The sequence below is a fragment of the Arthrobacter sp. ZGTC412 genome (genome assembly GCF_002929215.1).
GTDB lineage: Bacteria > Actinomycetota > Actinomycetes > Actinomycetales > Micrococcaceae > Arthrobacter.
In genome coordinates, this window is the sequence record NZ_PJII01000018.1 from 38862 (window position 1) to 52304 (window position 13443).

Here is a 13443-nt window from a genome sequence, read left to right on the forward strand (position 1 = left end):
GGTCCCCGCGTAGGATGTGCGCATGTCGAGTTCAGCGGAACCTAGCCTCGTAGACCAGCTTCAGAGGTCCTTGTGGGTGCGGAGAATGCTTCAGAGTTTCTCTCCGGGCTTTCTAAGCTTGCTGCTGCCGCGGTATCTGAAGCTGCCTGCACTGAGATCGAATGTGCGGTGACCGTCAAGACCGGGCGCGGTCCGGTGACTGCTGCGGGCAGTAGCGCCCGGGCCGTGGAGCTGGATAATTTGGAACCGGCCGTCGGTGATGGCCCTTGCATGAGCGCGCTCAGGGACATGTCCCCAGTGCTGATCGATGATGTCTCTTTGGATTTGCGGTGGCCGGAAGTGAACCGGAAGTTCGCGGAGGCAGGCGTGCACAGTTCCTTGGGGGTGCCCCCTGGACATCAGCGCCGATGCCAGCGCCGCCCTGAACTTTTTCGCCTCCACGCCCGGCGCTTTCACTCCGAACGTTTACGACAGGGCCTTGGGCTTTGCCGCGACGGCGCGCAACACACTGCATCTTTCAGTTCGCATCGGCACGGCAATGACGCGGGTGGAAGACCTGGAGGCAGCCCTGCAGGGCAGGACTGCCATTAATCTGGCGTGTGGCGTCATTATGGCGCAGAACCGGTGCTCGCAGGCAGAAGCGATGGAGATCCTCACCAGGGTCTCCAATAACCGCAACCGCAAGTTGCGGGACGTAGCGACCGAACTGGTCGAGAACCTGTCTGGAGACACCGTGGGGACCCATTTCGACTGATTGACAGCAACAGCCCGAACGAGAGCTCCTCCTTGCAGACGGCGCCGCTTTAGCCTTCGCACTCGATGCAGTACGAGTGGCCGTTGCTCTTGCGGGCAAGTTGGGACCGGTGTCGTACCAGAAAGCAGGAATAGCAGGTGAACTCGTCTGCGGCCTGAGGGATGACCTGAACGATGAGTTCTTCGGAGACAATTTCTCCGCCTGGAGTCAGCCCCTCGTCGAGGGCATCGGCTTCATCGAGTTCGCTGACGACGCTGCGGGCGTCCGGTGCTTTCGCAGTCTGCAGCGCCTCAAGGGAACGGTCCTGGGATTCTTTGACGTCGGAACGAAGTTCGTCGTAGTCGGTTGCCACTTCGGTGCTTCTCATTTCTTGCGTTGTTGCCTGATGTTCTTTTCTGACGAGACTGCAACGCACACCATCACCGCGGTGTTCCCGCCCAGACGACCGGACGAGGCGTCGATGAGCCAAGCAGCGTCATCGAGGGACGCGCCCTCTTCGCCCGGGTGAGCCCGTGGGAGTGGACAGCCCCTCCCCCACCGCGGGGGTTTTAGCCATAGTGGCCGGCCCGAGAACTTTCCGCTGGAATCCGACGTCCGGCACGGCGTGCGCGTCGGCCGGTGAGCCTCTGGCAGGGAGCTGCGTCACGCATACCAGCGTCTCCCAGGCTCTGTACAAGGTGAGGCTGTGGAAGATAAGTTTCTCGTAGAAGCCCTTGGGGTTGTGAAACGTACTCTCCAGGGCACCTCCGGACGTTGTGCAGCGTTAGGAGGTTACGCCGCTGTAGCATCATGGCGGCCATCCCGCACATAGAGGAAAGAGCCTGCGATGGCCACCTCCGATTTCCCGTCACTCCTCCACGACGCCGCTTTCCGGGCCCACCAACCGACGGCTTGGCCCCGACCGCTCTTAGAGGCCGGCCAATCATTCCAAGCCGGCTATGCGCGTCAACGCCCCGGCCCCCCGCGGCAGGTTGTGCATCAATGGGTGCGCCGCGAGGATGACGTCCTTACCAGCTACCCCATCGGCCGCTGATGTCCCTGGAATCTCCGGGCTTCCGGCCCGACGGCGGAGGCCTGCCCCGGATTCTGCCGCTAATGTGCGCCCACTGCGGCACCGATCAGCACCTCGTGATCAGATCAGTCGCCGATCTGCCCGACCGCCCGGCCGACGTTGTCCTGGTTTCCTACATCTGTAACCGCTGCACCCTCTTCAGCGAACATCCTGCCAGCGTCGCTGACCTGTCAATAGTTTTGGGACGAACTGACCAGACAGGAGACGTGCTGATCTTCGGCTCCCGATACCTGCACTGCGGACGGCCAATGACCAAAACCGGATCTGAACTGCGCCGGTTCCCAGCACCCCCGCCCCGAAAAGAAGCAGACGACGACACCCTGGATGTCTACCTCTCTACCCGCGTCCTGCATTGTGAATGCGGGTTCCGGCTCGAAGTGCCCGAATAGGCACCTCCACAGGGAGTCGCCCCTGACGAACCAGCGGCTGTCCAGCCGTGGCTAATCGAAAAGGAAACCGCATGGATCAAGGCAACAGCACTCCGAATGGGGATCGATCGTGAGGACCGGAGTCAACGACCACTCCTGGGAACGGGAGCACCGCCACCCCACCGCTGCCCAGGCCCGCGCTATCGGAAATCGCCGCCGAGCCGCGGAAGCAAAGCTTGAGGAACACCAGCAGCAAGCCCGGCGAATCGATCGGAAATAAGAACAGCCCGCCCCAATCCCAGACCGAAAATCAGCGCGGTGCGTGACCTACCAGTACCTCCGGAACGCAAAGCTGGAATGAGCGTTTTCCCGGGCCGCTGTTATGCCATGTTCGGACGTCGCCGTAGATTGACGGAATATCCGCTATCGGCGTTTTTAACCTTGGTGGGAGAAGGGTTGAAGAGTCCCTTTCTTTACCTGTCGGCGAGGGATTCCTCAGTCGGCGGTCGGGGGGCCTGGAACTGTCCACCGTTGCCGTTAACCGTGCCGTCCAGGACGTAAAATCCTCGCCCGGCATCCGGACCTCCGGCGGCACGGTCTAGTGCGTCGATCAGATGCCGACTCAGATGTCCCTTGGGACCAAGTACCCTGATCTCCTCCAGTTCGTCTGCCGTCAGTCCTGCCAGTACTGCATTGATGTGCGCCATGACGCTCTCCCCCAACTGTGCAGGCCAAAGTTGGCCTGGTTCGCTACGTTAGAGCCCGGCTGCCACGGCAGCAAGACTTCCGACTTCGATGATGCGGCCTGCTCAGCTTGACGGAATCACGATTATCGGAGTCCAGCCCACCGCGCTCGGTAGATGAAAGAATCCCGCATCATCTGATTGCCACCCTGGCCGGTTTGAACGCAATCCCGAGTTGAGTCTGTTGACCGGACGAATGCCCGAGCTTCACTTGACCCGCAGATTGGCGTCAAGCTAACTTGACTTCAGCATGATGACGCGGGGCCGGTCGAGCAAGCTATCAACGGCGGTGATGTCCATGAGTTGCTCAAAGTCTGGGAAGACTTCAACCGCGGCGAGACGTGGCGCGGAGTCTCAGCCACGGGCAGCGACCAGGCGCGCGAGGCCGCAGCACAGTTCCTTGCGGAGGTAAGGGAAGTCGCAGCACTGGAGGCGCTGCGGGCAAACGCGAAAGCCGTCGAGCTGCTCACAGGCAGGCGGTGGTACGTTATCAAGTCTGCCCGGGAGGCCGGCGCGACCTGGACCCAGATCGGCGAGGCCCTCGGGATCACGAAACAAGCCGCCCATGACTTCTACCGACGCAAGTTCGAAGAGCAGGAAAAGTACCTGCCAGACCTTCACGATGCGGCAGCTGCGCGTGCGGTCCTGGAAGAAGTGAAGGAGGACTAGCTGAGTGGCGCGGCACCGCTTTCAATCGGGGCACTAGCAAAGACGGCGGTGTTGCCTTGCCGTCTGCTTCGGCGCCGCCTAGGAATTGGATAGCACCTTGGCGGGCCCTACTGAGCCTCGTTGTATTAGTCGCGCTTCAAGGGCGGGTGCGGTGTCGGCTGCTTTCCGTCCTTCAATCTGCCGGATTAAAGCATTGGCAGCGGTGACGCCAATGTCATAGACGGGTTGGGCAATGACGGTCAGGGGTGGAGTGGTGAGGCGCGTCCAGGCGAAGTCGTCGTACATGAGGAACGAGACGTCTCTGGGGATCACGAGACCGAGTTCCTGTATCGCGCCCAGAACGCTGAGGGCGATGAGTCCATCTGATGCCACGACGACCGTAGCTGGGTCCGGCAGGGAGAGGAGTTCCCGCGTGATGTGTCGGATGGATTCTGAATCGCCGGCATTGAGCCGCACCAAATCGTGGGGAAACGTCAGTCCGTTGTCGGAAAATGCCCGGCGCATACCGTCTAGGCGCTCAGAGATCTGGGAAGAATCCACCTGAGCCGCCGTACTAAATGGCGAGTCAGACTTCAGGGTGGAGATGAAAGCTATTCTGCGGTGACCGGAATCCAGGAGGTATTTTGTTGCCTCCTGGGAGATGCCCGTCATGTTAACGGCGACAGTTTCTACCAAGAGTCCGTTGGCCGCACGGTCGAGCAGGACCAAAGGCCGCCCCGACTCGTAAACACGCTGCAAATGTTCTGTTTCTGTCGAGGACGCAGGTGCCACTATGAGGCCGTCCACCCGCTTGTCGAGCAGAACCTGGACGGCGTCGACTTCCGCAGCTTGTTCCTCGTCGGTGTTCACAAGGATCACGTTGTAGCCGCTCTTCTTTGCGGTGTCAGATATGCCCCTGGTAGCAAGGCCAAAGTGCGGGTTTTCAATATCACCCACCACCACGCCCAGGGTGTGCGATTTTCCGGTGTTCATGCTGCGGGCGAGCTCATTGGGGCGGTAGGAAAGTTCCTCCGCGGCAGCAAGGACACGTTCCCGGACATCGTCGCTGACGGCGCCGTAATTACCCAGCGCCCGGGCCGCTTGGGCCTTGGAAACATTGGCTGCTCTAGCAACATCCGCGACCGTGACGTCGCGACGTCTTGAACTGTTGCTGCTCATTTCTGCCTTTCCAGAGGGGGCCTTGACGCCCGATGTGGCTTGAGTTACATTTTTACCAACCCCATGTGAGTCCGGTCTCAACCTTAGTCGCTGAGACCGGACTCAGCAAGCAATATCACCAAAGGCCAAAAAAGGTCATCATTCTTCCCACGATTGGAAAAACATTGCGCACACGATTCAACTTCCGCCCCGCGGGCCTGGTCGCGGCCGGCGTCGCGGCCCTCCTGGCACTGTCGGGCTGCGGTGGGTCAACTCCCGCCCAGTCCTCAGCTGAGAACCCGTATGGGCTGATCCAGCCGGGCACTGTCCGGGTCGCCAGTTTGGGTGATTCGAAGCCCTACACTTTCACGGACGCTCAGGGTAATTTCACGGGTTTCGATGTGGAGCTTTTCAAGGACGTCGCGAAGCGGGCCGGAGTGGACAATGTCGTCTTCACCGGCCAGGACTTCTCCGCGATCCTTCCCGCCGTGGCCAACGGCCAGTTCGACGTCGGTGTGGCCGCCATTGGAATCACCGACAAGCGCAAGGAAACCGTGGACTTCTCCAGCGGATATCTCGCCGGCTACCTGACGGTCCTGACCACGAAAGACTCCGGCATCAAGGGCGTAGAGGACCTGGCCGGCAAGCGGCTTGGCGTGGTGCAGGGAACGCTGCAGGAAGCCTACGCAGTCAAAAACTTCACCACCGCGTCCCTGGTCCGGTTCCCGGACAACAACTCAGCCATCGCAGCCGTGAACAGCGGCTCCGCTGACGCCGACTTCCTGGACTACGAAGCGGCTAAGGACTACACCGAGCAGCATGGCCTGGTCAGCGTCGCCGACATCCCGTCCTTCGATGCCCCGGCCGGATTCGCTCTGGCCAAGGACAAGACCGCACTCAAGGAGGCCCTGAACAAGGCCCTGGCAGAGGCCATGGAAGACGGCACCTGGAAGACGCTCTACCAGAAATGGTTCCCGGGCTCCCCGATGCCCGAGCAGTACCTGCCCAAAGCCGAACAGACCGAAGCAACGGCAAGCAAATAAACCTCAATGCATCAGGCCGGACACCAGCCGGCGGCACATAGCCCGGGCGGACCGACGTTCGCGGTCCGCCCGGGATTCACAACTAACTACGTCTGAGAGCAACCATGGACTGGTTCAACACCATCATCCGCACCTTCTTCGACTTCAAGGCGATGGCCGAAGTCCTCCCGCAACTCCTCGGAGTCGGGCTCCTGAACACGCTGATCATTTCCCTCGCTGCAACCATCCTGGGTGTTTTCCTGGGCATGGTGATCGCCGTGATGGGCATTTCCCCCTCCAAGTGGCTGCGCGTTCCGGCCCGTATCTACACCGATCTGTTCCGTGGCCTTCCCGCGATCCTGACCATCCTGCTCATCGGCCAGGGCTTCGCCCGGTTGAGCCAGTCGGTCTTCGGGCCCTCGCCCTACCCGCTGGGCATCATCGCCTTGAGCCTGATCGCAAGCGCCTACATCGGCGAAATCTTCCGCGCCGGCATCCAGAGCGTCGATAAAGGCCAAGGCGAGGCATGCCGGGCCCTGGGCATGAGCTACGCCAAGTCCATGGCACTGGTGGTCATCCCACAAGGCATCCGCCGGGTACTGCCCGCTCTGGTGAATCAGTTCATTGCCATCGTCAAAGACTCCTCCCTCGTGTACTTCCTGGGCCTGCTGGTCAGCGAACGCGAACTCTTCCGCGTCGGCCAGGACGCCGCCGTACTCTCCGGCAACCTCTCCCCTCTAGTCATGGCAGGCATCTTCTACCTCGTCATCACAGTGCCCCTGACCCACCTGGTCAACTACTTCGACAACAGGTTCCGCACCGGCCGACGCAAGCCCGCGCCGCCCACCAGCGGCCTGAAGGAAGTCAACGAACTCGACGCGGCCTCGCCGCTGATTACCGGGAGCAACACATGAGCCTCGCCAGCAACACCTCACGCAACAACACAGCCCCAAGCATCGAAACCTTTCACGGCTCCAGCCTGGAACTGACCAACCTCACAATGGCCTACGGGGACATTGAGGTCCTCCGCAACGTCAACCTCACCGTCAAACCCGGAACCACCACCTGCATCATCGGGCCCTCAGGATCAGGCAAGTCCACCCTCCTCCGCGGAGTCAACCGCCTGCATGAACCCAAGAGCGGGGACGTTCTGCTGGCCGGCGAGAGCGCGCTGAAAGTCAACCCCGACATCCTGCGCGCTCGCATCGGCATGGTGTTCCAGCACTTCAACCTCTTCCCGGACCACACTGCCCTGGAGAACGTCGCCCTGGCCCTGTGGAGCGTCAAGAAGATGCCTAAAGCCGAAGCACGCGAACACGCGCGCCGCTGCCTGGCCGAAGTGGGACTCGCCGAACGCGCGGACCACCGCCCACGCGATCTTTCCGGGGGCCAGCAGCAGCGCGTCGCTATCGCCCGCGCCCTGGCCATGGAGCCTGAAGTCATGCTGTTCGACGAGGCCACCAGCGCACTCGACCCGGAGCTGGTCAAGGGCGTCCTGAACCTCATGGCAGGACTCGGACGCCGCGGCATGACCATGCTCGTCGTCACCCACGAAATGGGCTTCGCCCGCAAGGTAGCGGACCAGGTCGTCTTCATGGACGAAGGCGAAGTCGTCGAAGCCGGCACCCCCGCGGACCTCTTCGACAACCCCAAGAGCGAACGCCTCCAACGTTTCCTCTCAGAAGTGCTCTGATGCGACACGTTGCAGCCACACCGATCCGGACCGCAGTCGTGGGATTCGGGGTCTCCGGCAAGGTCTTCCACGCGCCACTCATAGCAGCCGATCCCGACTACTCACTGGACGTCATTGTTACAGCTGATCCAACCCGCGCTGCCGAAGCGACCAGGCTTTACCCCCAGGCCCGGGTTGTTCCAGCGCCCGAGGCGCTGTTTGCCCTCGCCGGCGATCTCGACCTGGTGGTCCTCGGAACCCCGCCGTTGACCCACTTCGACCTTGCGTCGACAGCGATGGCCCACGGCCTCCACGTGGTCGTGGACAAGCCGTTCGTCACCACGTCGGCTCACGGCGAAGGCCTCATCTCCAAAGCCAGTGAAGCCGGCGTTCAACTTACCGTCTTCCAAAACCGCCGGTGGGACGCGGACTTCCTGACGCTCAAGAAGCTGCTGGGGGAAGGCGCGCTCGGCGAAGTCCGCAGCTTCGAGTCCCGCTTTGAATGGTGGCGGCCGGAAGGTTTTGGGAACTGGCGCGACACCGCTTCCCTGGCCGAAGGCGGCGGAATCCTCCACGACCTCGGCGCCCACCTGATCGACCAGGCCGTCCAGCTGTGCGGCGCTGTCGAAGAAAGCTACGGGGAGACGGCAAACCACGGCCCGCACCCGGACGGAGCTGACACCGAGGCATTCGTGTCACTACTTCATGAATCCGGTGTCCGCTCCAGGCTGTGGATGAACGGCATGGCAGCGCAGGTTGGCCCGCGCTTCCACGTCCTGGGTTCCCGGGCCGGCTACACCAAATGGGGCCTGGACCACCAGGAACCTGCCCTCGCAGGTGGCATGTCCCCGTTGGACCCCTCGTACGGCGTGGAGCCCCAGGACGCTTGGGGGGTCCTGGGCATCGACGGTTCCACGACGAGCGTTCCGGCCGAAACCGGGGCCTACCCCCAGTTTTACGCACAACTGGCTGCCGCCCTTCGCGGCGAAGGCAGCCTGCCGGTCGACCCGGCCGAGTCCCTTGAAGTCCTTCGAACCATCGAAAAAATTCACGCCTTCGCCTAGCTCGAACCGGGCAGCTCACCAGCGCCATGCCGCCCCTGTGCTCATCATCGTTCCAAAAAACACTTAGAAAGGGAGAACCATGTCCTCCACAGCTCCAGCCAAACACGTCATCGTCGTCGGCGGCGGCATCCTCGGTGCATCCACCTGCATGCACCTTGCACGGGGCGGCGCGCAGGTGACGCTCGTAACAGCTGGGCCGCTCGCCAGCGGGGCCTCCGGCCGTTCGATTGCATGGCTTAACTCATCCGGTGCCCGCTCCGCCGATTACCACTACCTGCGGATGCTTGCCATCGACCGCTACCGTACCTGGAGCGCGCGCCACCCCGAGAGCCGCGACTACATCCGGTTCGATGGCGCATTGAAGTGGGCCGGCCCCAATGAGACTTTCCGCGAGACCTATGCCTTCGAACGCTCAACGGGGTACGACTCCCTCTGGGTCGACCGCGCCGACGTGCCCGGGATCGCGGCGGACGTGAACGCGGATGCGGTGGCCGATGAAGGCGCGATTTACAACCCGGGCGAAGGCTGGGTGAATATGCCCGATTTCATCCCGGCGCTGGTAGCTGAGGCAGCGGCCCACGGCGCGGCCGTCATCGAGCACGCGGGAAACGTGCGGATTGACGTGCAGCAAGGCGCCGCGGCCGGCGTGATACTCGGCGACGGGACACGATTGGCTGCCGACCAAGTAGTGCTGGCCACCGGGGGCGAGGTCCCAGCCCAGCTCGCCGCCCTGGGAGTAACAGTTCCAGATGCCACACCCGCCGCCTTCGTGCTGTACACCGATCCGATCGACGTCAAAGTAGAAACCGTACTCAATACCCCGCGCGTCGCCGTGCGGCCCACGCCCGACGGACGGCTCGTACTCGATGCCGACTGGGCAGAGCAGTCGGTGATTGTCGAGGACGATGGCTCCTTCACGGTTCCCGATGAGTCGGTGCAGGGCTTGCTCGACGAGGCATCGAAGGTCCTCGCCGGGAACCCCCGGCTGACCGCCCAGAAAGTCGGTGCGGGACTGAAACCCATCCCTGGCGACGGCGAACCGGTGGTTGGCCCCGTGCCTGCAATCCCGGGACTGCACATGATGTTTACCCACTCCGGTGCCACCCTCGGGCTTATCCTCGGCGAACTCCTCGCCGAGGAAATCCTCACCGGAACACCGTCTCCAGTACTGAAGTCCTTCCGCCTCGACCGGTTCGACAGCGGAACCGCCGTACCGGCGTCCGTCGGCACGGGGGCTTGGGCACCCGTCCCGCAGAACTAGCAAGCCAGGAAGAGGTGGACCGCCCGGTCCACCTCTTCCTCGGCCCCGGAGGGTCCTTCCAGTGCCCCGCCGCTCCGGGTCCCCTTTGCGCGGTCAGCCCGATCCTTTTATCAAGCCGGGATCTGTCGGCACTTTCCTGCAGCACCGGTAGGGCGGCATCGCCGTCGGGTCCGGGCCCTGCCTTCCCGCGGCGACGAGTGCGGCCAAGCGAAGAAGCCCTTAGCCTCTTTTCGGCTTCTGGCGCAGTGACTTGCCGGCACGCACGATTGGAACCCGCTGCGAAGGGCGGGGACCCGCATTGGGGGATCTACTAGCCGGTTTCTACCTGGTGCGGAGGAGGGCCGACTGAGTCTCGGAGATTGAGCCGTGCTTCCAGGACATTATGCTTCGGGACGGATGTCTCGCCGGCGATCCTGGCAAGCAGGAGCTCCGCTGCCATTGAGCCGATGCGGTGCACCGGCTGGTGGACGGATGTTATGGCCGGCCGCATGAATGTCATCCAGTCGAGGTCGTCGAAGCAGACGACGGAAAGTTGGTCGGGGACCTCGATTTTGAGGTCGGCGATTGCCTGCATGAGTCCGTGGGACATGGTTCCGTCGGCGGCGAAGACGGCGGTAGGTCGGTTGCCGGAGTCGAGGAGCCGAATGGCTTCTTGGCGTGCCGCCTCTGAGGAGTAGGCTCCTGCACGGCGGATCAGTGGGGTGTGTACGGGGATGGCCGCGTCCCTGTGGGCGTCGAGGTATCCGAGCAGCCGCTGCCAGCTTGGATAAAGCGTATGCGCACTCACAGGGGAAAAGGCCGTTTGGGCGACAAAGTCCTCCAGGCTGCCGTTTTCGATCTTCTCGAGTTCTGCGATGATTCCTATGTGTCTGTGTCCTGCTTTCAACAGGTGAGTTACCGCTTCCCGGGCGGAGCCGCGGTTGTCCACTGTCACTGAGTCTGCCGCCAGGTCGTAGGCTGCCCGGTCTATTTGGACCGTTGGGCAGCCGCCGGCTATGAGGCTGCGCAGATGGTCTGAGCCCTGGACGTCGCAGGGGGTAATGATGAGCCCATCGACGCGTTTTTCAAGGAGAAGCTGAACAGCTTCCTTTTCTCGTTCCAGGTTTTCATCGCTGTTGGTGAGGATGACGCCGAACCCCCGTGACCTTGCCACGTCGCCGATTCCCCGCAGGACCCGGGCGTAAAAGGCGTTGTCGATGTCGGCGGCGACTACGCCTATGGTTTGGCTTCGGCCGGTGACGAGGCTTCGGGCGACCATGTTGGGCTTGTAGCCCAGCTTCCGGGCTGCAGCTTGAACCCGGGCAGCTACCTCGTCGCTGGCATAACCGTAGCCGCCAAGGGCCCGCCCGGCTGTAGCCGTGCTGACGCCGGCTTCAGCTGCGACCTGCGTGATGGTAATCCTGGGCGGTGGCGGCATGGGAGTCTTTCCGTCATTGAGAGTGTTCCGGGGGTCAGTAGCTTACCCGCCACATGGAACAGCGCCCCTCACAAAGAAACGCCGGACTGCTGCCTGAGCTCCGCATGGACGGATCGCGGAGTCCTCGACATGCCGGAATGGTACCCACCCGGCGAGGGGGCCCCACACCGGACGGTTCCCGGTTAGTACACGCGCCAGGAGGTTGCCTTCCTCGGGTCTATGTTGCAGCGGGCGATCCTTCAGCCACCGACCTTGTGCCTGTTGTCCTGCTCAGGACAACAGGGACAAGGTCGATATGAGACTCAGTATTTTAGTGAGACGTGACTAATGGTGCGGCGCCCTGCTCTATCGGCAAAGCTACGGCCGTGAGGGGCTCGCCCTTCCCGAAGGCTCCAAGCCTGCTGCAGGTGAGAGCGGAAGCTTCCGATGCTGCGGTCAAGGCTTCGTCCGGGTTCCTTGTTTGCAGGAGTTCAGTCAAGACCGTGGCGATGTACGTGTCACCGGCCCCCAGAGTGTCCACCAACGTGGTGTTTGCCGCGGGAGCTTCGTGGGTGTGTTCTTTGCTGACCAGGACAGCACCGTCTGCTCCACGGGTAACCAGGGCCCAGGTTGCACCCATGCCGATGGCGCTTCGCGCCAGATCGAGCCCTTCGGTCCCCGTGAGGTCTCCTCCCGAGAAGGATGCGAGATAACAATGCCCAACGACCGCGCTGAGCAGCACGGCATCTCTGCTGGTCGAGAAGTCGAAGGACAGGCGTGAAACAGATGCGAGGTCAGCCGCCAAATCCTCCAGGCCACTGGAAACGCTGAGATGGACAGCATCAAATTCGGACGCTGGTGAAACGAACCCGCCATCGAACTCAGCCCGGGAGACTCCGAGCCCAACTTCCCGGAACACCCTGTCCCCATTATTCCGGCCAATCACGCAGTAAGCCGTACTCCCGGGCCGGACCTGCAAAAATTCCGTGGACACGCCTTCAAGCGCCAGGGCGTTCCGGATAAGAGCTCCGGCAGCATCAGTCCCAACTGTGCCTGCGTAGGCTGCTCTTGCTCCCGCGCGCCGGGCGAAAACGGCAACGTTCAGGGCGTTTCCACCCGCAAAAACCTGCCCCTCATCCAAGTAACAGTCAACGACGTTGTCCCTCGCTGTCAGGATTGAAACCATCATGCCTCCCAAGTAAGTATCTGTACGAGCGTAAGAGAACGTTCGCAGAATGTCGAGCAAAGCGTGGAGAGCAAGTGTGGCTTCCCTGCGAAAGAACAGCCGCATCCCGTGTAATACCGCCGGAGCATCTAGCTCTTGACGAGACGAAATGAGGGCGGGTAGCTTTGCTCGTACCTGATAACGCTCTCACAGCAGAAGAGAGCCCCCACAAATTTAGGGCCCGGAATGTCTATCTTTTTCACAGATCGGAAAGCAATGCCCGCTCATCTTTCAAAGAAGTTTCGCCTCAGCCTGGCATTGGCCTCAGCGGCTGTGATCGCTACTCTCGTCACCGCTTGTGGCGGCAGTTCCTCCTCAGCCCCGTCGGAGGACAACTCGTACGGTCTTATCCAGCCGGGCACTGTCCGGGTTGCCAGCGTCGGCGATCTCAAGCCGTATGCCTTTGCGGACGCGCAGGGTAATTTCACGGGTTTCGATGTGGAGCTTTTCAAGGACGTCGCGAAGCGGGCCGGAGTGGACAATGTCGTCTTCACCGGCCAGGACTTCTCCGCGATCCTTCCCGCCGTGGCCAACGGCCAGTTCGACGTCGGTGTGGCCGCCATTGGAATCACCGACAAGCGCAAGGAAACCGTGGACTTCTCCAGCGGATATCTCGCCGGCTACCTGACGGTCCTGACCACGAAAGACTCCGGCATCAAGGGCGTAGAGGACCTGGCCGGCAAGCGGCTTGGCGTGGTGCAGGGAACGCTGCAGGAAGCCTACGCAGTCAAAAACTTCACCACCGCGTCCCTGGTCCGGTTCCCGGACAACAACTCAGCCATCGCAGCCGTGAACAGCGGCTCCGCTGACGCCGACTTCCTGGACTACGAAGCGGCTAAGGACTACACCGAGCAGCATGGCCTGGTCAGCGTCGCCGACATCCCGTCCTTCGATGCCCCGGCCGGATTCGCTCTGGCCAAGGACAAGACCGCACTCAAGGAGGCCCTGAACAAGGCCCTGGCAGAGGCCATGGAAGACGGCACCTGGAAGACGCTCTACCAGAAATGGTTCCCGGGCTCCCCGATGCCCGAGCAGTACCTGCCCAAAGCCGAACAGACCG

Annotated in this window: 14 protein-coding genes; 9 read left to right on the forward strand and 5 right to left on the reverse strand. The window is 62.2% G+C overall.

From position 1 onward, the window contains the following. Nucleotides 1–478: 478 nt before the first annotated feature. Nucleotides 479–754, forward strand: coding sequence for an ANTAR domain-containing protein (locus CXQ88_RS22625; RefSeq protein WP_306737081.1), 276 nt, complete (start codon nt 479–481; stop codon nt 752–754). A gap of 49 nt (nt 755–803) precedes the next feature. Here the strand turns inward: CXQ88_RS22625 and CXQ88_RS17250 are convergent, their stop codons facing one another. Continuing rightward, the gene (locus tag CXQ88_RS17250; RefSeq protein ID WP_104045413.1) at nt 804–1106 is read right to left on the reverse strand and encodes a DUF4193 domain-containing protein; all 303 of its coding nucleotides are present in this window, start codon (nt 1104–1106) and stop codon (nt 804–806) included. Between the two features lie 680 nt (nt 1107–1786). On the opposite strand from CXQ88_RS17250, the gene CXQ88_RS17260 reads away from it, so the two are divergent. Next, nucleotides 1787–2215, forward strand: a complete 429-nt coding sequence (locus tag CXQ88_RS17260) for a hypothetical protein (protein ID WP_104045366.1) — start codon at nt 1787–1789, stop codon at nt 2213–2215. A 452-nt stretch (nt 2216–2667) separates the two neighbouring features. Here CXQ88_RS17260 and CXQ88_RS17265 read toward each other — a convergent pair whose 3' ends face one another. Further along, nucleotides 2668–2901 carry a hypothetical protein gene (locus CXQ88_RS17265; protein WP_104045367.1) on the reverse strand — a complete coding sequence of 78 codons (234 nt, stop codon included), beginning with the start codon at nt 2899–2901 and terminating at the stop codon, nt 2668–2670. Nucleotides 2902–3240: 339 nt separating this feature from the next. On the opposite strand from CXQ88_RS17265, the gene CXQ88_RS17270 reads away from it, so the two are divergent. Continuing rightward, nucleotides 3241–3606, forward strand: coding sequence for a hypothetical protein (locus CXQ88_RS17270; RefSeq protein WP_104045368.1), 366 nt, complete (start codon nt 3241–3243; stop codon nt 3604–3606). A 78-nt stretch (nt 3607–3684) separates the two neighbouring features. Here CXQ88_RS17270 and CXQ88_RS17275 read toward each other — a convergent pair whose 3' ends face one another. After that, nucleotides 3685–4764, reverse strand: coding sequence for a LacI family DNA-binding transcriptional regulator (locus CXQ88_RS17275; protein WP_104045369.1), 1080 nt, complete (start codon nt 4762–4764; stop codon nt 3685–3687). A gap of 164 nt (nt 4765–4928) precedes the next feature. Here CXQ88_RS17275 and CXQ88_RS17280 point away from each other — a divergent pair, with 164 nt between their 5' ends. From CXQ88_RS17280 to CXQ88_RS17300, 5 genes are all read left to right on the forward strand, one after another. Then, nucleotides 4929–5786, forward strand: coding sequence for an ABC transporter substrate-binding protein (locus CXQ88_RS17280; RefSeq protein ID WP_258061966.1), 858 nt, complete (start codon nt 4929–4931; stop codon nt 5784–5786). 104 nt (nt 5787–5890) lie between these two features. Then, complete coding sequence (locus CXQ88_RS17285; protein ID WP_104045371.1) at nt 5891–6679, forward strand: amino acid ABC transporter permease; 789 nt, start codon at nt 5891–5893, stop codon at nt 6677–6679. Next, complete coding sequence (locus tag CXQ88_RS17290; RefSeq protein ID WP_104045372.1) at nt 6676–7458, forward strand: amino acid ABC transporter ATP-binding protein; 783 nt, start codon at nt 6676–6678, stop codon at nt 7456–7458. The genes CXQ88_RS17285 and CXQ88_RS17290 overlap by 4 nt, the downstream gene beginning before the upstream one ends. Next, nucleotides 7458–8501, forward strand: coding sequence for a Gfo/Idh/MocA family protein (locus tag CXQ88_RS17295; protein WP_104045373.1), 1044 nt, complete (start codon nt 7458–7460; stop codon nt 8499–8501). Before CXQ88_RS17290 ends, CXQ88_RS17295 begins: the two co-directional genes overlap by 1 nt. Before the next feature lie 79 nt (nt 8502–8580). Next, nucleotides 8581–9762, forward strand: a complete 1182-nt coding sequence (locus tag CXQ88_RS17300; protein ID WP_104045374.1) for an NAD(P)/FAD-dependent oxidoreductase — start codon at nt 8581–8583, stop codon at nt 9760–9762. 310 nt (nt 9763–10072) lie between these two features. Here the strand turns inward: CXQ88_RS17300 and CXQ88_RS17305 are convergent, their stop codons facing one another. Beyond that, complete coding sequence (locus tag CXQ88_RS17305) at nt 10073–11179, reverse strand: LacI family DNA-binding transcriptional regulator (protein WP_104045375.1); 1107 nt, start codon at nt 11177–11179, stop codon at nt 10073–10075. A gap of 310 nt (nt 11180–11489) precedes the next feature. Further along, complete coding sequence (locus CXQ88_RS17310; protein WP_181037582.1) at nt 11490–12347, reverse strand: PfkB family carbohydrate kinase; 858 nt, start codon at nt 12345–12347, stop codon at nt 11490–11492. A 252-nt stretch (nt 12348–12599) separates the two neighbouring features. On the opposite strand from CXQ88_RS17310, the gene CXQ88_RS17315 reads away from it, so the two are divergent. After that, nucleotides 12600–13443: ABC transporter substrate-binding protein (locus CXQ88_RS17315; protein WP_104045377.1), on the forward strand; the 844-nt coding region annotated here is incomplete at its 3' end.